General features: G+C 35.5%; 15 protein-coding genes. 3 read left to right on the top strand and 12 right to left on the bottom strand.

Annotated elements, in window-relative coordinates:
- Positions 1-7: 7 nt before the first annotated feature.
- The 3 genes from E2I05_RS18615 (at position 8) to E2I05_RS18605 (ending at position 4,497) form a co-directional block, all read left to right on the top strand.
- The gene (locus E2I05_RS18615; protein ID WP_121851884.1) at positions 8-2,482 is read left to right on the top strand and encodes a S9 family peptidase; all 2,475 of its coding nucleotides are present in this window, start codon (positions 8-10) and stop codon (positions 2,480-2,482) included.
- Positions 2,483-2,600: 118 nt separating this feature from the next.
- A complete protein-coding gene (locus E2I05_RS18610; RefSeq protein ID WP_121851883.1) occupies positions 2,601-3,743 on the top strand; it encodes an HDOD domain-containing protein in 1,143 nt (380 codons plus the stop codon).
- A 223-nt stretch (positions 3,744-3,966) separates the two neighbouring features.
- Positions 3,967-4,497, top strand: a complete 531-nt coding sequence (locus E2I05_RS18605; RefSeq protein WP_121851882.1) for a hypothetical protein — start codon at positions 3,967-3,969, stop codon at positions 4,495-4,497.
- A gap of 112 nt (positions 4,498-4,609) precedes the next feature.
- Here the strand turns inward: E2I05_RS18605 and tssM are convergent, their stop codons facing one another.
- The 12 genes from tssM to E2I05_RS18545 form a co-directional block, all read right to left on the bottom strand.
- Positions 4,610-8,017, bottom strand: a complete 3,408-nt coding sequence (tssM, locus tag E2I05_RS18600) for a type VI secretion system membrane subunit TssM (protein WP_121851881.1) — start codon at positions 8,015-8,017, stop codon at positions 4,610-4,612.
- Positions 8,014-9,108 carry a type IVB secretion system protein IcmH/DotU gene (gene icmH / locus E2I05_RS18595; protein ID WP_121851880.1) on the bottom strand — a complete coding sequence of 365 codons (1,095 nt, stop codon included), beginning with the start codon at positions 9,106-9,108 and terminating at the stop codon, positions 8,014-8,016. The genes tssM and icmH overlap by 4 nt, the downstream gene beginning before the upstream one ends.
- A gap of 7 nt (positions 9,109-9,115) precedes the next feature.
- Positions 9,116-10,435, bottom strand: coding sequence for a type VI secretion system baseplate subunit TssK (tssK, locus tag E2I05_RS18590; protein WP_121851879.1), 1,320 nt, complete (start codon positions 10,433-10,435; stop codon positions 9,116-9,118).
- Positions 10,428-10,910 (bottom strand): type VI secretion system lipoprotein TssJ, encoded by a 483-nt coding sequence (gene tssJ / locus E2I05_RS18585; RefSeq protein WP_121851878.1) that lies wholly within the window; start codon positions 10,908-10,910, stop codon positions 10,428-10,430. Before tssJ ends, tssK begins: the two co-directional genes overlap by 8 nt.
- Positions 10,911-11,891 carry a type VI secretion system-associated FHA domain protein gene (locus E2I05_RS18580; protein WP_121851877.1) on the bottom strand — a complete coding sequence of 327 codons (981 nt, stop codon included), beginning with the start codon at positions 11,889-11,891 and terminating at the stop codon, positions 10,911-10,913. It abuts the gene before it with no gap.
- Positions 11,892-12,067: 176 nt separating this feature from the next.
- Positions 12,068-13,027, bottom strand: a complete 960-nt coding sequence (locus tag E2I05_RS18575) for a type VI secretion system baseplate subunit TssG (protein WP_170179654.1) — start codon at positions 13,025-13,027, stop codon at positions 12,068-12,070.
- Entirely contained in the window at positions 13,024-14,802 is a 1,779-nt protein-coding gene (tssF, locus tag E2I05_RS18570) for a type VI secretion system baseplate subunit TssF (protein WP_121851875.1), read from the bottom strand. The genes E2I05_RS18575 and tssF overlap by 4 nt, the downstream gene beginning before the upstream one ends.
- Positions 14,795-15,226 (bottom strand): GPW/gp25 family protein, encoded by a 432-nt coding sequence (locus tag E2I05_RS18565; RefSeq protein WP_121851874.1) that lies wholly within the window; start codon positions 15,224-15,226, stop codon positions 14,795-14,797. Before E2I05_RS18565 ends, tssF begins: the two co-directional genes overlap by 8 nt.
- Entirely contained in the window at positions 15,226-16,551 is a 1,326-nt protein-coding gene (locus E2I05_RS18560; RefSeq protein WP_243641015.1) for a type VI secretion system contractile sheath domain-containing protein, read from the bottom strand. Before E2I05_RS18560 ends, E2I05_RS18565 begins: the two co-directional genes overlap by 1 nt.
- A gap of 125 nt (positions 16,552-16,676) precedes the next feature.
- Positions 16,677-18,161: a type VI secretion system contractile sheath large subunit gene (gene tssC / locus E2I05_RS18555; protein ID WP_121851873.1), complete on the bottom strand. Its 1,485-nt coding sequence runs from the start codon at positions 18,159-18,161 to the stop codon at positions 16,677-16,679.
- Entirely contained in the window at positions 18,161-18,679 is a 519-nt protein-coding gene (tssB, locus tag E2I05_RS18550; protein ID WP_121851872.1) for a type VI secretion system contractile sheath small subunit, read from the bottom strand. The genes tssC and tssB overlap by 1 nt, the downstream gene beginning before the upstream one ends.
- A gap of 42 nt (positions 18,680-18,721) precedes the next feature.
- Positions 18,722-19,240, bottom strand: coding sequence for a type VI secretion system tube protein Hcp (locus E2I05_RS18545; RefSeq protein ID WP_121851871.1), 519 nt, complete (start codon positions 19,238-19,240; stop codon positions 18,722-18,724).
- Positions 19,241-19,265 lie beyond the last annotated feature (25 nt).

Here is a 19,265-nt window from a genome sequence, read left to right as displayed (position 1 = left end):
AAAAAGCATGAAATTGCTGAGTCGAAATCTTGCGTTAGGCACCTTAAGCCTTGCGATTTTATCTGCCTGTGCTTCTACAGCACCATCTTCAAAGCCTGTGGTAGAGCAACAAACTCAAGTTAAACCATTGGTTTCGCCGCCTCAAGTTGGACAGCCACTTACTTTGAAACAAATTATGGCTAATCCTGACTGGATGGGCGTACTGGCCAAACAAGCTTATTGGGGAGATGACAGTGAGTCCATTTATTTTGTCAGAGAAAAATATGGTTCTCCGATTAAGCAATATTATGAACAAAGCTTAAATGGTAAAGCGAAACAACTTGAATTGTCTGAGCTACATCTGGCGGATCAAAACCAAGGTGTTTTTAACCAAGAGCGCACGAAAAAAGCGTATGTTTATCAGGGCAACGTTTTCGTAAAAGACTTAAACAGTGGCGAAGTGATTCAAATCACTCGTCAAAATAAAAGAATCAGCGGCGTACGTTATCTTACCAACGGTGATTTAGCTTATTATCAAGGCTTGGGCGTATTTCGCATTCATGGTTTGACCGGCTTGATTGAACAGCTTGCCGATATAAAAATGGGCAATAAGCCAAAAGGCGTGACAAAACCTGAAGCTTATCTTGCTAAAGAGCAACATAAATTGATTAATTATGTGGCGAACAAACAGAAAAATGCCGAACAACGAGAAGCCTATCAGCAAAAGTTGCAGCAAGTTGACCCTTCTCGTGCGGCTAAAGCATGGTATTTAGGGAAAGATAATCAAGTTGTTGAACAAAGTTTATCGCCAGATGGTCGCTATTTATTTGTTGCACTTGAAAGCAATAAGTACAGCTGGCGTGATAAACACGACATTATGCCTAATTACATTGGCCAAGATGGCTATGTAGATGCGGTTCCAGCAAGAGCTCGTGTGGCCGAAGATAAGTATCCTGGGCAAGATTTTGTGCTGCTGGATCTTAAGTTACATAAAAAATATCCAATCACCATCGAAGGATTAAATGGCTTCGACGAAGATGTGCTTGCTGCGGTGAAAGCTGAAAACGCCAAGCGCATTGGCGAGCGCTATGAAAGCAAAAAATCACCACGTAAATTGCAACTTATGCAAGATTGGGGTTGGTCTCAAAGCGCGGTGCAATGGCATGGCTCAGACAATAAATTGCTCGTTATGATAGAAGCTGTGGACAATAAAGATCGCTGGATTGCCAATGTCGATGTGAACAGCGGTAAATTAGTAACCGAAGATCGTTTACACGATGATGCTTGGGTCAATTACACCCATAACCAGTACAGCTGGATTGGTGACACTGAACAATATTACTTCTTATCTGAAAAGAGCGGTTACTCACACCTTTATTTGAGAACACTCGGTGGAGATACCAAGCCGTTAACCCAAGGTAAGTACGTAGTCAGTAGTGTCACTGTAGGGCCAGATAGTCAGTATCTTTATTACAAAGCGAATAAAAGTCACCCGGGAAAATACAATGTTTACCGTGTAAACATTAACACAGGTAAAGATGAGCAACTTACTGACTGGGAAGGTACGCTCGATTATCGGTTAAGTCCAAATGGGCAGTCGTTGTTGCTTACTGCATCAACTCGTACTAAGCCAAACGAGCTGTACAACCAAAAAATAGGCGGCGATTTAACCCAACTTACCCACTATACAAGCGAGATTTTTCTCAACTACCAATGGCAAGCGCCTGAAGTGGTAAAAGTGAAATCTAGCCATAATGCCGGTGAAGTTTATGCACGAGTTTATGTGCCACAAGGTTTCAGTAAACAAAATGCGGATAAATATCCGGCGGTAATTTTTAACCACGGTGCAGGTTATCTACAAAACGCTCATTATGGTTTCTCGGGGTACTTCCGTGAATACATGTTCCATAATTTACTGGCTCAGCAGGGCTATGTGGTCATGGATATGGATTATCGAGGCTCTAAAGGGTACGGACGTGACTGGCGAACGGCAATTTATCGGAACATGGGACATCCTGAAGTTGAAGATCTTATTGATGGCGTAAATTGGATGGCAGGCAATGCTCATGTTGATGCTAATAAAGTCGGGACTTATGGTGGCTCTTACGGTGGTTTTTTAACCTTTATGGCGCTATTTAACGAGCCTGAATTATTTCAAGCTGGCGCGGCACTTCGTCCTGTAACGGATTGGGCGCATTACAATGCACCTTATACTTCAAACATTTTGAATACGCCAGAAGACGATGCCATTGCTTATGAGCGAAGCTCACCAATCTACCACGCTGAAGGATTAGAAAAACCATTACTAATCATGAGTGGTGTGCTCGATGATAATGTGTTCTTTCAGGACAGTGTTCGTTTGGTACAACGTTTGATTGAGTTAGAAAAGCCAATGTTTGAAACGGCAATTTACCCTGTTGAACCTCATGGTTTTAAGCAACCATCCAGTTGGTTGGACGAATATCGTCGTATTTATAAATTATTTGAGCAAGAGCTTAAGTAATGCGCAGGAGTTCGCCCAAAATATAACCGATAAAAAGCTTCCAAATGGAAGCTTTTTTACTTCTGTCACGCTAGCGACTAGAATTTCTAAAGAATGAAAGTCATAGATAGGATAACGAGTGGTATTTTCAGTTGCTGGTGGAATGAAGCCAGGCATGATCATTGACATAGAAAATCGTTTTTACCATCTGCTGATTGTTGGGAACGAACAGTCTTTATGGGCAGAGGATGATTTGGATGATGAGTTACTGGATGTAGCCAATAAGCTTGAGATTGAGCAGCAAGCTCTGCAAGAGCGATTATTGAAGCAACAACAACAGAAACAAGTTTTTGAAGCCGTATCGAGCCAACTTATGGCGACGATTATAGACTCAATGCAGCATCAATTTGACACTGTTGAACCATTACTTTCTCATTCAACTGTTTCTTCGCAGCAATGGTTATTATTAGAGTTTTTGCAATCGAATACGCTCGACTTAAGCCGTCTAAAAAAAGTGTTGGATAAAATTAGCTGGCTAAGCCGAGATTTAATTAATCTTGTTAATAGTCCCGCTTTTCGCCAAAGCCGCGCTCAGGAAACTGAAGTTCAAGTGTCAGATTTAAAACTGGTGCTCAACTATATAGGTATAGAGCAACTCAAGCTGATTATTCCATATTACTGTTTGCGCAATTGGTTACCTAAAAAAAATACATCCATTTTATGGACAACACGAAAGCTTTGGCGTTTTGCGAATGTTGCGGCGATAGCGGCAAAAGCACTCGGTGAATTTCATGAAGGAGACATCAGTTTAATTTATACCACAACACTAACCAATCTAATGGGAACAACTGTGGTGCTGGGTAATTGCGCACAAGTGTTTGAAGGCATTCGTGGTAAATGGCTACGAGAGGCTAGTGATAGCCGCGATAAAGCGGTTCATGATGCAGTTTTAGCCACAGAGTTTCCGTCTCAACAAGTTTTTGAAAACGTACTCAAACACGGCAGTAAACTGAATTGGCAAATCTTAGAGCATTTTGAGTTTGGTAATTTAAAATTCTGTAAAGTGCTCCATGAAATTGATCAAACCTTGGAGTTCAGGAAATTGTGCACTGATTCTGCGTTAGCGATGAAAGCGACGGTTTATGCGAAAACATTGTTGATGGAAGAGCAGCAGCAATTATCACCCCAAGAAAAGCAACTCATGTTTGATTATTATGAATTTAGCACTGAAGAACTTGCACATTTGAAAGGCAAGAATTACCGTAAACAAAATATTCTTTAATCTAAATAAATCGGTTGGGAGTGTTCATATACGCAGATAAAATTACTGATAGCAAGGCATAAATAGCAGCAAGTAGTGGTTACCGACATACAAAACTGTCGTTACTTCGTTTCCTGCCTGCGATGGAGTGACGAGAACTTATCGGTATACTTTCTTCCGCAACTTTCCTTAAATCCTCTTGAGCAATGTAATTGGTATAACTATTTAACAGCGAGGTTTTCATATGAGCGTTAGTTTAAATTGTCAGGTATCTTCACCAGAGTATACCCAAAGAGCAACTGATGCATCGACTGGTCCCATTGATATAAAAATGTTAGGAGAAAAAGAATTTGATGATTTTTTTGAAAATGAATTTGAACGTTTGCTAGCGAGCTCAACTGAAACCGAACGAGCGAAAGAGTTGCTAAAAATGATATCTGGAAAAAAAATTAATAATGAACTTCGAGAGAGAGTTCTATTAATGGGACATCTTAAGTCATTAATTGCATTGCACTATCAGCGAGACTTAAACGTAGAGTTGAACTGTTCTGGTACTGACCACCCTGAGTTAACGTTACTAAAAGTCACTTTTCATTTTACTTCAAACTATTTTTATGAAGATTCAGAAAAAGTTAATAGTGCACAAAAGGAAGTTATCGAAAGACTCATTGAAAGGATAAACCCAAGAGAGGCAGAAGACGCTCATAATGATTCCATCCAAGTGGAGAATATAGCAGATGTAATGGTCGCAAAATTTTTAGCTCAGTCATCATAAGTCAATTAGTATGTTCGCAGTAGGAATGAGCATTACTGCACTCACCCCCGCACGTGCGCTGCCGCTGTTTTTTAAGATAGTTGTCGCTTTAATTGTTCATCAACGAAAGAACCTATAATTTTGGCGGCAATGAAAACGACGTAAACAATGATTTAGCAAAAATTACGTTAGAATCAAGAGAGCTAAAATCTAGAGAAATACTATGTCCTTTTGAAGAATAAGTGAGTAACTGAATTTTACTATCGTCTGTTTCAGACCATTTAGACTCTAATAATGGTTTTAAGACACTCCACTCACTAGAGAAAGTATCATGAGTAACTCTATTATCATCCTTATAAAAGTTAAATGAAATTGATTCTTCATCAGCTTTGTTAGGCCAATTAATCTTGCTCCACTCTCTTGGGCCATTCATGTAATTGAACAGCTCTGTATTGCCACGAATTTCAAATTTAGTTATGTCAGAATCCATGTACTTAGCTCTTATTTGAAAGCTAAGGTTCAATTTATTACTCACCCCATTAAAGAATACTTGTTCAATACCCTTGTACTTGCTTATTTCATCAAGTAAGTGTTGTGACATTGGTAAAATTCGCCCGTTGTATGCGTGTAATTGCAGCTTACCACCTTGCCAACTTGAAAATGGAAGAATATATGTTTGAATATAGCTATCTAAAATTCCATTTGGAGCAAAGAATGCTTTAAAGTCAGCCAATGAAACGTTAATCGTAGCTTGTGGTGAAAATGGAAAATGATCAAAGATACGGTCGTAATAAAAATTGTATACTTTATCAACCCATACACCTTTTGAATAATTCACTCCATAATTAAGTACACTTGCCCAAATCTGATCAATAAGGCTTTTAGACCACCTTTGAACATTATCAGGCTCAGCTTTTACTTCATTACTCAAAGATTTTATTGAATCTTGGCTACCTTTTGTGTGGGCTACAGCATATTTAAACATTACCTGTTCAGGGTTTTCATCAGTAAGTAAAGAATTAAAATCATTATTTAGTGAGTCAATTGATTTTGTTAAATTTTCTATAGTACCTACCGTACTCTTTTTACTATAGTAAGTCGCGTACTCAGCAAAGGCATTATTTACAGCAAGTGAAGGTTTTATCTTATTGATATTACTTTTTATCATCGAATTAATTTCAGCACCTGCCTTTTTTGTTAGAGCATCAACTGTTTTATTGCTTGCTTTTGTTTTTGCTAATTGAGTGTTTTCGACTACCGCTTCGATTAACATATTTAATGGACTTCTCGATGGATCACGTAGTATTTGAAGCGCATACGATAACTCCATTGAAGTTTTAAATTTGTTAAGACTAATGTTGCTCAGTACATCTTTCCACTTTTCTATATACTCTGAAAAATACATCTTTCTTATATTGATACTGGACTTAGCTAATTCTACTATTGTTACTCTTTCAGAAGAATTTGTGACAATATTAACTTCCCGCAATTGTTCTTTGAGCAGTGACGATTCAGGGTTAATATTTAATTTTTTATAACCTTGCTTTGTGAATAACAAAGGCATCATGTAGTTTTTGTAATGAGGCTTGAAGTTGAATATATTATTAAAATCGCCACCAAATTGGTGTCTTATGTCAACACGGTTATAAAATTCCGGGCGTTTTTTGATTAATTCGTATATTAACTTGTCTCTCGACAGTCCATCAAAACTGCTTCTGGCTAAATTAATAAGTTCTTTTGAAGGTGAAAAGTTTGTAGTAAAGTTACTAGAAAATAGATCATTAACTAAAAGCATAAATCGATTACGACCATCTGAATCTAATGAGTTATTATTCAATATAAGTTGATTGATATAGTTAACAAGTTCTCCATTCTTCCTGTTTTTAACATTAAAGAGCATCATGTAGTATCTTAGAATATTAAAAGTTTTTGTTGGTTTTGATAGATCAATTGAAGATTTTAATTCAGACCCAATCATTTCGATTAATTTAGGAAGTAAATATGCTTTAAGTTGAGAGTAATAAGAATCATGAAGTTTATTACTCAACTGATTTTGATTAAAGCTAATTGCCTTATACCAAGGGGTATTCGTGGGCGCTTCTATCGAAATCTTTCTAGATTGATTTAATACAAATGTCAAATTTTCAAGGCTAGAGGGTTTACTGTTGACGATTTTTAAATCGGTGTCATATATTTTTAAATTATGTAACGTTAACTGACGAAAGGCTTTATCTTGTTTCCAGTTATCATCAAAGACCCTCTTTAATAGAAATCCTCCAAAGACTAATGATACGCACAGCATTACTTGTCCTATATTGACAGCTACATTCAATCTTTTATTTATGCCAATAATGGACTTCTCTGGTAAAATAATTTGATTAATTAAGTTCGATACGAAGTACTCTTTATTTCTCCTACCAATACGACTTGGTTCTATCGTTTCTAAATCGCTTTTAGTCGCAAGAACTTGAGACAATAGATCATAGTGTTTATTTGAATGGGTACAGCTAAAAAAGTATGCTCCTCTGATCCATACACACTTACTCTGTCTTTTGTCTTTGCTGACTTCATCCAGCTTTTCTTCAATAATTTTAAAAAAGAAATTTAATTGATATGGTAAGGCTATGATGGAGTTAGAAATACCTTCATTTATATTGAAAAGCATGAGTTCTTTTTTTTCTGATACATGCCGTATGAAGTTCTGATAATCTTTTTGAAAAACTTCTTTATCAAATTTCTTCTGTTTTTTATTAAAAGTAAAACCTAGCGGGTGCTCCAGTTCTTTTTCAACATAATAATTCATGAACTCAACAAAATCCGCGAGTGAATCAAGTTTTGAAAACATAAAATAAACAGGAACTGATAGTGATATACTGTTTTCTAGATCGCTAACAACCAGTTTAATGAGTTCATTGTTTTTCCTTGTATCTAAAGGCCTGCTACTTAAAACTCTATCACATGCTATTACTGATAAAACGCCATTTATACCTTGCCTCGGCCTATACCGCCTCACCTGTTTTATAAGAAGTTTCCACATACTAAAGTGTACTTGAACGTTATCAAATATTTTATCACCGACCTGAATGATGATTATTTGTTCACTTACCCAAAAACTGAGATACCCTTCCGTCTGAGATAGAGCCTCATTCTCAAAGCTTAATTTTTCCAGCCTATTTTGATAAAGAAATTCATTAACATCATCATCTTTGCTACCGATCACCAAATACCAAGGGATATCATAGACACTCTTGAGCTTTACTTGCCCAAAATATAACCCGTTAATTTTTTTTATAAAGGATTTGAAAAGCAGCTTCACCAGCTTACGCTCTGCTTTCTCAACCTTGTTTTTATCAGTAATAAACTTTACTTTTTTAAATGCAAAGAAAACGGCTATGGATAATAGACTGACGATAAGAACGGATAATGAAGTATACCTTACCCAAAGGAATTTACTTTCAGTACCAATAAAAAACCAACTTAAAGCAGTACTAAAAATTATTACAATAATTGATAAAAATAAAATTATTTTTTTTAATGTCATTTGTTTGCTCTTCTAATTACTGCATTTACATCAAACTTGAAATTTAGTTCGTTTAAAATACTTTTTAGCATGGGTAAGTTATTACTAGATGACGACACAACTTCTATGTTTTTTCCGGATCGTCTCGTATAGGCTTTATAGCCATCATCATCTAATAAAGCAATGAAATGTTTTGCATCTTGCATCTCCGAAAATTGCCCATATAAGATTTCCCACTGGTTAGTTGTTTTGTTTTTATAATAGAGTTCACTTGCAGTTATATTTCCACTTACTATTGCGTCAGACTGTTTGTTAATATTATCGATTTTCTTTATAATACTCTGACTTTCTATGTTATAAAAATAGTCACTAATACCATATCCAGCACATACCGATAATAAAACCAGTAAGGTTACCAGTTTCATGTTAATTAATCTTGTTGGCTTTATCACTTTTTCAGTTGTTACAGTAATGGGACTGACTAACCTAGATTCAATCTCTGTATTTCGGTAAATAATCTCATAAACATTTCTTTTAATTTGCTGAAGAATCTTTTCATCACGATATCGATATTTGCTTTGAAAGCCGAGCATCATTAATATATATTGCAATTCAATAAAATCAGAAAGAATTGTGGGTTGTTTCATCGCTTTTTCCAGTAAAACAAAAAACACTTCCCCACCGTTTCTTTCCTTAAAAGATATGCTTAATAACGAGCTGTTGTCCCAACATTCAGACTTTCCCCAGTCAGTAGATAGAATAGCTTCATCGAGTGCAGCACAAATAACAAAGCAACTCTTTTCAATAATGCTGGAATGAAAATCTAATAACCTTCCTTGCTTCCTAAATTTAGCTAGTGACTCAAGCAAGGATTGCCTGAATTTTTCAATATTTTTAGGCTTTTTGAGCCTTGGAATGGAGATTAAAATACCCAGTAATTCTGAAGCTTCATTTAATAGTGGATTTTTATAGATATTCAATGTTGCAAGCAATCTATCAAAACCATAAATGTCTACTGCTGGAATTTCAGGTTTGCTTAATTTCGTTTCAGGTGTTTTAGTGTATGCTCTTCTTACTTCCTTTGTTTCTTCTTCAGTAAATAATGTATTCAAGTTTCACCTACCTAATTATGTGAAATCCAATATCAACATTTTCAATTCTTTCATCTATATGTAAGGCAATCACTTCTCCCTTAGATCTAATTTCCTCCCACATTTCATGCTTTGTATCAACCTCGAAATAGGCCGTGTCTGGTTTGTTTTTTAATTCAGCGGGTGCAAATGGAAGACTTTTTAGTGGAATTCCTGGAAGTGCACTTCGAACTAACTCTGCGATAATGCTATTTCCTGCTAATTTTGCACAAGTAGGAAATTCGTTAGTTAATGTTGAAAGATTCATACTTGATGACACAAGCAAAATAAATTTCCCACTACCATAAAGACTAGGATCTTTTATGATTGTCCTTAGCAATCTCCTAGTTTTGAATAAACTCCAATCCCATTTCAAAGTATGCACATTTTCAGTTTGTATCTCTCTCAATAACAATATGATTTTTGAAAAAACATAAGAGAAGATGTCATACAGTTCACCGGGGTTAAAATTGGGAAACTCTTCAATATTTTTACCATCTAATCCCAACATGTGCCCGGTAAGAGCAATACAGTCTTTGTATAAGTGATATGTCAATGAATCTTTGTTATCGCACAACAGTTTAATTTGTGGAATCCAGACACCTAATGCTTGCAACCAAAGATAGTCTCTAATTAATGCTTGGTAGCTCTTACTCCCAGTATCAGTGCTCAGGCGATTGGAAATGGCAGTTGCACGATATTTCATCAGTGCATAAATATCTCTTAAGTTATCTCCCAGATATTTAGAGACACCATACTGAAGAGAGTGAGGTATGAAAGCCTCGTTTAATACCACTTTTCCGTCAGAATCAAATTCCATAACTTGTACAACTTCAAGCATGGCGTATTCATTCAAGTTGTCACCTTCTAACTTCAGTTGCATGTTCAAGTCCGATAAATCAAGTTTTACGAGATCATTTTCATCGGTACAGCTATCGAAGGCTTCGTGTTGGAAAACTTTGTATCTGTGATGTTCAGCTTCTCCTACTTCAACAGCGCCGATCTTTGTAAGTGGCAGAACAAGATATACTTTCTTTTTTAAGACGTTGTTCGGTATTTCAATTGATATATTTTGATTAAGCTCAAACGGAGTGCCATCGGGAAATATTCCCTTTGCTGAATTAACTCTAACTTTACCTATTTTCAGCATTTCTACATCAATTTCTAACTCAGAAAACCCATAAAGCTGATGCTGTAATTGGTTAATAAATTGAAGAACATAACTTTCAAAATAACGCTCTTGTTGCTGAAAGTGTTGAGGACAAATAAACATCCCCTCTGTCCAAGTAATCTTTTTATTTTTAATCATTATTGTCACTCCTTCTCGAGGATAAATTAACGCCATCGACATCAAGAACTAAGAGTGACTTACCTTCAGATTTGGGTTTAAACAGTACTTTAGCGTTGGCGTCAGAAGAATCAGAAAAATCTGCGATTACTCCGACATAACTAACACCATCTTTTAGATCAAATGTTTTCTCAATTGTCTTTCCAGGATAAACAATGCCTATAACTCTTTCTGATAGAAGATCTTTTTTTAAAGTGCCTTGTTGATCATTATAAATGTTTATGTAATCAGACGTGCTGAACGCGTCACTGTCTGACATCTGGTATAACTGCAAAACAAGGGGGCAAGGCTTACCTTGTAAATTCGGGTTAATATTTTTTTCCGCTATAACTTTAACGGTTATTTGATGGAGTTCTATTGGGGAAAACCAATGCTTGATTGTTTGGCAACCCATAAGCATTAAAATCAATATTACTACCGCTGTATGCTTTTTCATTTAATGGTCACCATCGAGGCTGATTTGTATCTTTATGGCTTCTTGATAATACGAATAAAACTTAATATGCAAATCTCGATCTCTTATCAATCTAGCAAAGTACTTTTTGTACATATTCCAATATCTAGACTTTTCCGCAAAAAAACTCGTACCAGTGAGTTCCTTAAAGAGTTCTTCAATTTTTTCAGGATCTATATCTTTAAATAGACGATTCAATGCTATTTCAATGCTTTTTTCAGAGTATTGTACAAAACGTTCCTCAGCCGTTTTATGCTCTACAAGCATGTCTTTACGAGGTCGCTCATAGTGCACACAGCTTTCATCAAAACTTGTTTGTGATGTTGCTCTAAAACTAGTCTCTTCAAATGGGTTTTCTAGAGGAGATTCAAAAGGGTTTTCTTCCATGCTGGTAAATCCTGTAGAAAAATCATTTTCAATTTCTGCCTTATGTTCTCCTACATCTTCAAAAACATCATGCTCAATAGACTCCGCTAAATATCTCTCACGCTCTTCATCATCAGACATGCCATTAATTTCATCAGCAGTCAAAACAACGCTCTTCTCTGAATCCAATTGGTGAAATGGATCGTCAGCAAAAATAGGCTCTACTTCCAGAGTATTGTTTTCGTCTGGGGCTTCATCTATGTTATTTTCGTATGGATTGAATAGTGAAACTAATAGTAAGTACTCTCCTGCACCTAGTACATCACCGTCACTAAGCATAATTGCATTATTTCTTCCTAAAGGTGTTTTTGAATCATTTATAAATAACCCATTTTTACTCGTATCAATAATTTTATACCCACCTTCAATTGGTAATATTTTCGCGTGTCTGTTTGATATTACTTGAGTAGAGTCACTGAGCTTAAATGTATTTCCAAATGCTCTCCCTATATCACCTCCGTCCTTTGGAAACGTCTTAACCCACTCATAAATACTTTCACCATATGGACTTTTGATTATTTTCATTGAAAGTGACATAGTGTTCTCTGCATAATATGTTTACCAAACTCAACTTAATTAATGATGAGCAATATAATTTATCTTATCAATAAAAATCCTGACTCTTAAAGTAAATATATCTCCCATAAAAATAAGATAAGTTAAGTTAAATTAAATAAAGATAATTTAAAAATAACACTTCATTTTTTAACAATTTATTTTAATGGGAACTCGACAAAATGTTCTCCCTCTTGAGAGTCATATATCCATGTAGAATGTCCTAACTTTTTAGAATGTTTAAAATTTGTTGATATTTGTAACCTAGATAAATATTTACTATTTATTTTTATAAAAAGATGATATTTGAAATTAGTCCCAATATAGTTTGAAATTATAATCTTAACAGCCTTGACAAAGCTTGAGTTTTCATGCGTTTTAATATATTCATCATAGCTTTCAGGACATATTTTTAAAATTAACTTTTGCCCAACTACAGGTACTTTCTTTCCTAATATTAATTCTTGCCCTAATCGCTGTTTTCGACCTGAAATTCCTATTTTACATAATGAAGATGACGTTAGTTTTTGATATTCAAGCTTTGAGCTGTACAATTCAAATTTACAATTAAAATAATCTTCAAGAATTTTTCTTAGACAGTTTGGGTTTATCTGCGATGGGCCAAGTAGGCCTACATACTGGATAAGGTGTTCACTAGGCAGCACAGGATCATTACAACTAAATCCTGTTAGACATTTTAAAAGCTGACTGATCCCTTTTTTATATTTATTCCATTTGAACGTTTCTTCTTCCAGTTGCATAGATAAGCTATGCTTGGTGCATAAATTACAAAATTGTTTCCAATAACGATTATTAAATATATCAAAAAAGTCTTTTAGTGACTCATCTGACAGTTCTACAAATAATTTAATAATCTGATTTTGCATGTAATGAGGAAGTACAGAGTTGTTACCATAAAGAGCACCAGAACTAACTTCTACAATCCAAGCGTCAGATTTGTTTTGAATCTTCCTAATTTGAGAGTGATAAAAAGCTGGAAGTAACTCAGTGGTAAACCTAATATTTGGAATATCACCATGCTTTGCAGCAATGTGCTTTAAAGTCTGCGATAGCCTAACGATCTCAACTTGGCTCTCTTCCAAATTACTAGGTGTCATATTGAACTTTTGCATCCAAATTCTCTCGGAAAGCTAATATAAACACCCTCTTGACCATCAATTAATATATGAACTTGTATAAAGCTATTAAAGCCAGCAAACTGTGAAAAATAGATATTCAACATTTGCGAAAAAAGAGTCAAACCGAAAAAAAGAGCTTCATTACTCAGTGTTATCGTGATCTGTGTACCAAAAGCAAAGCAGTTTTTCCCATTTAACCTTATAGTTTCAACTACATGATCTTGACTTAAATTAACTATCGATTCGATCATAAGTTTATTCAACGAGTTTTCTGTAAAATTGTAGTAACTGAGAACTATTTTTAATTCATAAACTGGATCTTTGGCATCAAAAATACTTTGATAGTTCTTATGTAAATGATTTAGTAAGGTCCATATACTTTCGTCATTTTCTTGCTGAGATTGGGATTTTGTTGGTCTTTCAATGAGTGTTATATCAGCTGGAATGGTAAAGCTTTCCCTACAACTGACCTGACTAGATTGGTTCACTTTATCCTCTAAGTCTGGTTGTGATACTGTGGTTTTAATCAGCCAAATTCTTTTTTCGTTAAAATCACCTTGATGCTTTAGATCAGATACTTTTAGATACCTTTTTTTAGATTCGAGTTCTAATTTATTTCTCACGAGCTGCCATCTATAGTTAGAAGTAGAGTTTGAAAATTTATGCTCAAAAATTTTAGGCACTTTTTCTTTAGATACTGTCATATCAAAAACATTATTGACCGAATAAATATTGTGACTTTCAACGTCCCATGAGTCGATGATGATCTCATGCTCCTCTTTTAGAAAGTCTATCTCCATAGGTTCTGCGGTTACATCGTGAAGATTTACTATTGGCAATGTAAAAATCGAGATGTTATTAATATCAATAAGGCGTTTAACATCGACATCGAGTTCTTTCAAAAGTAATTGGATTTTTATTTCACTGTCAGTTAAATGTTGTATAACTTCACCAAGTTCAACATTGAATGCATAGAATCTCTCTGGGTATGCAAAAAATTCAGTTAAAATATTGTATCCGTCTAGGCTTGATGACTCTTCAGGCAAAATAATCTCCTCATGACTAAATCCAACTGGAGATATTTTATTTTTACTCAGTAAAAATGAATTTCCATCTGCTACAACTCTAGTTTCAACTCTATTGTTATAAATCGAATCGTACAGTCTTAGTATGAAACTATTTTCGCCCCTCAACTGCAGTTTTATTTTATTAATATCTAGTTCATTAAACTGTGTATCCTCATCTAATGTATTTAACTGGAGCTCTATCATTGCTTTCGCTTGCTCATTATCTATGCCACTGTCTTTATTAAAAGGCGCAAACTCTGCCGTAACGTTAGTAAGCTGAATAGGATGAATTACAATTCCTTCAGAAGAACGGAATATCATTTCAGACTCAGTATTTACATGTATATTGAATTCAGTACCTTTAGGAATTACATGACTTGCATTAACTTTTGTAAATAAATCAAAATTTAAAAGAGAATATGATGGTAACGGTTTCACATAGTGAGGAAAAAATAGCTCTAGAAGACCATTGGTAAAGTCTGGAAAAGTATCATCAAGTGAACTTTGTAACCGAGCGTTCAAGAAGGCGAAGCTCTCGATTAGCATCATCAACTCTGGATCAGCCACTCCTTGTTTATTAAGCCCCAGAGTCTTTGCTGCCTTTGGGTGTTTTTCTACAAACTTTGAACCTTCGTTTTTAACAAAGCGAAGCTCTTGTTCATAATATTTAAGAAGCGTACTAAACAATGTTTACACCACTATTCACTGTAAAATTATTGGAACTAAAGTCCAAGAAAGACTCAAGCGACAGTACCTCATTTTCTTTATCAGTATTTAAAAGTGCCGATAATTCAAATTTAATTACATTTGTACCAAACCTCTTTTCATCAATTTCAATTGCGACTTGTGTTAACCTAGGTTCGAAATCTTTAATCAATTTTAAAATTCTAGCTTTCAACTCATCAACTCTAAACTTACTATGATTATGAGTAAAATAGTTCATGCCTAAGTCGACAATGGTTCCTGAAGTATATTCGTTAGGTTGCGCATTAACCCATAACGGAGCACGGCTAGAAATTAGATTGCAAATATGTTTTATAACTGCATCATGATCTGAGTAGCCATCGTTTACTATCGCTTCCGTCAAATTCATCATCAACTTCATAGGCATTAACGAATATTGTTAGTTGGTATAGGTGTGCTTAATGCAACATCGACATCAATAAGTTCATATTGATATTGAGGTTGAATAGTAATACTGCAAACATAATGAGTCGGGTCTTTTGGGTCGGTTTTTAGCTTTATGCTAACCTTTTTCAACGGATATTTTGCCATAACCGAATCTTCACCATACGATATGTTACTTACGTATTGACTTAACCATTTTTCTAATCTAGCTCTACAGTCTATTGCACTATCAAAGCTCCCAACCATGTCTCTTGTTTTTACTTTGATGTAATGTCCAAAACGACATACCATCAAGTTTGTTTGTAACATTCCAATAATTCTTTGCTGTTCATTCTTTGCTTCCCAAACGGACTGATTGCTAAAGAATCCTAATTGATTTGTTAAATAAATTTTTGTGAGTGGAACAAAGCCCAAATAAGCCCAAAAACTATCTGATTCACTAAACAAAGTGATTCTAGGAACTGTAGGTGATTTATCTTTTGTACAGACTATTGCACCATTAACACCTGTATGATCATAAGCTCGTAAAAAACCAAACCAACTTATTCGCTCAAACTCTTTGATAATATTTTCTACAAGTAAAAAACCACTGTTTCCCCATAAGGCATGTTCAGTTTTAAATTGTTCATTAAATATGAACCCTGCGGCATAGCTCTTATATGCCCTTCTAATGCAATATTCTGGTAAAACAATATGTAAAAAACGAGCACATGCTCGACTGCGTAAAAGTTTCCAAGTATGGAATTCTTCACTTTCAAGCATTCTGTTTACTCTCTTTTTGTCGTGGAGAGTACGTATAGGGGAGTCACCAAAGAAATTATGATCCAAACCTAATATAACTGGACATAGTGATTTTTCACCCAACTCAGCAATAAGTTGAAGTGTAAATAAATCCTCGAATGAATGGTTATTGTCATTCTCAAAGGTAATTTTGTGATCAATAAGAAGCACACCAAATGGTTTACCTCCAGGAGTGCCAAACTCGCGTGTGTAAATAATATTAAATAAAATTGACTGTTTTATATCGAAAGAAATATTGAGATCTGTTGCAATTTCAAACCATGATAAATTAAGTAGCTTTACCTTAACTCTTCGTTGGTTATAACGATTAGAAATGAGCCGTTGTATACCTAGCCATGCTGATTCAAGTTCTTTAAAGCATTTGTTTTGTATTATTAACGACAGTTGCCGGCTAATTAATTTATCCAATTTATTGATAAGATGAACTACAAGTGAGTGATTAATCATTTTTTTTGTTGTTTTATTTATATCGCTATGTTCAATTCCTGAATATGAAGTCATCTGCATGGGCAGCACCTTATAAATAAGTAACGACTAAACTAAAGTTTTTGGCAAAACTATCAGTACTGTAGGTAGCATTTTTATGTCATTTATCTAAATCGATTTATTGACTTTATTATTCAAAACTTAGGTTAATTACTCGGTATTTTTGTAACCATTCTCAATGATGTGGTTAATTCTTCTAACTGGAGCCATGGTCTTAAGTAGGCAACGGCTGAATAAGCACCTGGTTTGCCTGGTTGCTCCTTCACTGTCACTTTTGCTTCTGCTAGCGGATGTTTCGCTTTCGCTTCGTTTCCTATAGCAAGTTTATTTACATACTGATGTATCCATGTATTTAATTCTTTCTCAACATCATTCACTTCTAAGCTTGAACCTATTTTATCCCTGCCCATGACCTTCAAGTAATGAGCAATTCTGCTGCTCGCCATTGTGTACGGTAACCTTGCAGAAATCGCTGCATTTCCTGTAGCATCTGGGTCAGTATAGGTTTTTGGTTTATGGGTAGACTGCCCTCCCATAAACACGGCGAAATTAGTAGATTTATAATGAACAAGGGGTAAAAAACCCAAATCACTTAACTCTTTTTCTCGCTCATCGGTGAGGTTAACTTCTGTAGGACAAAGCTGCTGTAAATCACCAGCATCGGTGTAGTAAGTAAAATTTGGTAAATTTTCTACCTTGCCACCATTTTCCATACCCCTAATGGCAGTACACCAACCATATGCAGTAAACGCACTTGTCATAAGTAAGCCCATTTCATAAGCGGCATTAGACCAAACAAAGCTATCCGCTGATTCAACAATTTGACGGCCGTCTGCAGCAAGGTTTAGTTCTTCAAAATTGAAAGATTTTATAGGATTGCTTGCTGAACCATAAGGAAGTCTTGCCAGAGTTCGAGGTAAAGTTAGACCCACGTAACGTGAGTCATCATTACTTCGAAAACCATTCCAACTCGCGTATGCGGGAGAGTCAAAACCAGCAGCAACGGGCTTGCCATCGGAAAACGTGGAGAAAGACTTGAAGTCAAACATACTGGGAGCTGCAGCCGCTATAAAGGGAGCATGCGATGCAGCTGCAACTTCCCCCATGTAACGTAAAAGACAAGCATCTTCATCGCCATATCCAAACTCGTAATCTCCTATTAATAGTCCATAAGGTTGCCCACCGGCAGTACCAAACTCTTGTTGATAAACCACATTGAAAAAACGACTTCTGTCTATTGCGGGTGCAGATTCGAACTGATCAATTAATTCGTCTTTTGAATAATCAGCCAGCTTTATTTTAAGCATGGGTCCTAGATCACTATTCTTTGTTAGTTTTTGCAGACCAAGCCAGCTCCCTTCTAACTTCTTAAAATTTTTATCCTGTAAAACTTTTGAGAGTTGTTTTGAAATTTTTTCATCAATACCAGCTATAGCACTTTCAATGGTGAGAGTTAAGTTTTTATCCCAAGTTACAACGCCTTCCATAATGTTACTAGTAAGCATAGAAAGCAGTTCTTTGGTACTATCAGCAGGGGTTTGCGAAGTAGCGTTTATAACACGGTCTAATATGCTTTCTTCTACAGTATTTTCCCCGACCTCTTCGGTAGTTTTTTGTTCTTCTTCAGGCATTATTCACCCTCCTTGCCTGTTAAAGTCTCAATTCCTAGCTCTCCAGCTAAACCTTTTAACGTATCTGAATTCTGTAATATTTGCTTTAAGCATTTTTCCAATTCGCGAGACCTATCTGCTTGGGATAACAGCACCTTAAACTGATTTCTTGTCTCAACCAGCTTTTTTAACGGCTCAACTTGCTCTACGACTCTTTCTGGATGAAAGTCCTTCATATTTTTGAAGTTGAGATTGACTTCAATTTCCGAGTCATCATTCAATAGAACATTTTCAACTTTAAACGTTAATTGAGGATCAACCTTAGCCATGACTGAATCAAAATTATCTTTATCTACTCCAATAAACTCCCTATCTTCTAGATCAATTTTCTCATTTTCAGGTTTATGACCAGAATAATCACCGATAACACCGACAACAAACGGAAGCTCTTTGGTTTCACTTGCACCATTAGTTTCTACATCATAAGTAATACTCACTCGATTCTTTGAAATTCTTTTATGCTGGGAATTTAGTGCCATCGGCTGACCTCCAGAATAGTCCGCAATTTATACAAATAAAATTTAACCTTTAGAACCAGACACCATTTCACCATCAGGTATACTAAATGAAACAAGTCCACCTTCTTCGAGCTCACCTTTTGCATCTTCAGTGTTAACCTTCTGATTTATTTGAACATACGAAAAAACAAGGTTTTCGACATTTCCACCATCTGTCGCTTCAACATAAAAACCAGATAATCGTGCATTATCTATTTGCACTTGATAAAAAACGAGCACTCCAGTTCCATCTTTTTCTGGCTTGGTTAACATAAATTGAACTTTTTTACCTTCTTTACCTGGTGCATAAAGGAATGATTGAAGATCACCTGATGATCCATCAATTTCTTTCGTTACTGTTACCTCTGAAAGATTGACCACACCTTTATCAGAATTGTTACTGTTGCCAATATCCATTTCGACATGACGAGTGCCGCCCCACTTATATGATTTAATAGCAATCCAGCCATCTTCACCGTTCAATTTAAGAGTTGCGGCACCCGTTGGATCCATGCCTTCTATCTTCATATACATGCCAGCCATAACTATTCCTCAACTAAAATACTTT

The organism is Parashewanella spongiae, assembly GCF_004358345.1.
GTDB lineage: Bacteria > Pseudomonadota > Gammaproteobacteria > Enterobacterales > Shewanellaceae > Parashewanella > Parashewanella spongiae.
This window is presented reverse-complemented; position numbering and strand designations above follow the sequence as displayed.

Bases quoted from the DNA above. Each gene is read 5' to 3' on its own strand.
- E2I05_RS18545 (WP_121851871.1), bottom strand. From the start codon at position 19,240: ATGGCTGGCATGTATATGAAGATAGAAGGCATGGATCCAACGGGTGCC.
- tssJ (WP_121851878.1), bottom strand. From the start codon at position 10,910: ATGAAAAAGCATACAGCGGTAGTAATATTGATTTTAATGCTTATGGGT.
- E2I05_RS18560 (WP_243641015.1), bottom strand. From the start codon at position 16,551: ATGCAGATGACTTCATATTCAGGAATTGAACATAGCGATATAAATAAA.
- tssK (WP_121851879.1), bottom strand. From the start codon at position 10,435: ATGATTAAAAATAAAAAGATTACTTGGACAGAGGGGATGTTTATTTGT.
- tssB (WP_121851872.1), bottom strand. From the start codon at position 18,679: ATGGCACTAAATTCCCAGCATAAAAGAATTTCAAAGAATCGAGTGAGT.
- E2I05_RS18575 (WP_170179654.1), bottom strand. From the start codon at position 13,027: ATGACACCTAGTAATTTGGAAGAGAGCCAAGTTGAGATCGTTAGGCTA.
- E2I05_RS18605 (WP_121851882.1), top strand. From the start codon at position 3,967: ATGAGCGTTAGTTTAAATTGTCAGGTATCTTCACCAGAGTATACCCAA.
- E2I05_RS18565 (WP_121851874.1), bottom strand. From the start codon at position 15,226: ATGCCTATGAAGTTGATGATGAATTTGACGGAAGCGATAGTAAACGAT.
- tssM (WP_121851881.1), bottom strand. From the start codon at position 8,017: ATGACATTAAAAAAAATAATTTTATTTTTATCAATTATTGTAATAATT.
- tssC (WP_121851873.1), bottom strand. From the start codon at position 18,161: ATGCCTGAAGAAGAACAAAAAACTACCGAAGAGGTCGGGGAAAATACT.
- E2I05_RS18615 (WP_121851884.1), top strand. From the start codon at position 8: ATGAAATTGCTGAGTCGAAATCTTGCGTTAGGCACCTTAAGCCTTGCG.
- E2I05_RS18580 (WP_121851877.1), bottom strand. From the start codon at position 11,891: ATGTCACTTTCAATGAAAATAATCAAAAGTCCATATGGTGAAAGTATT.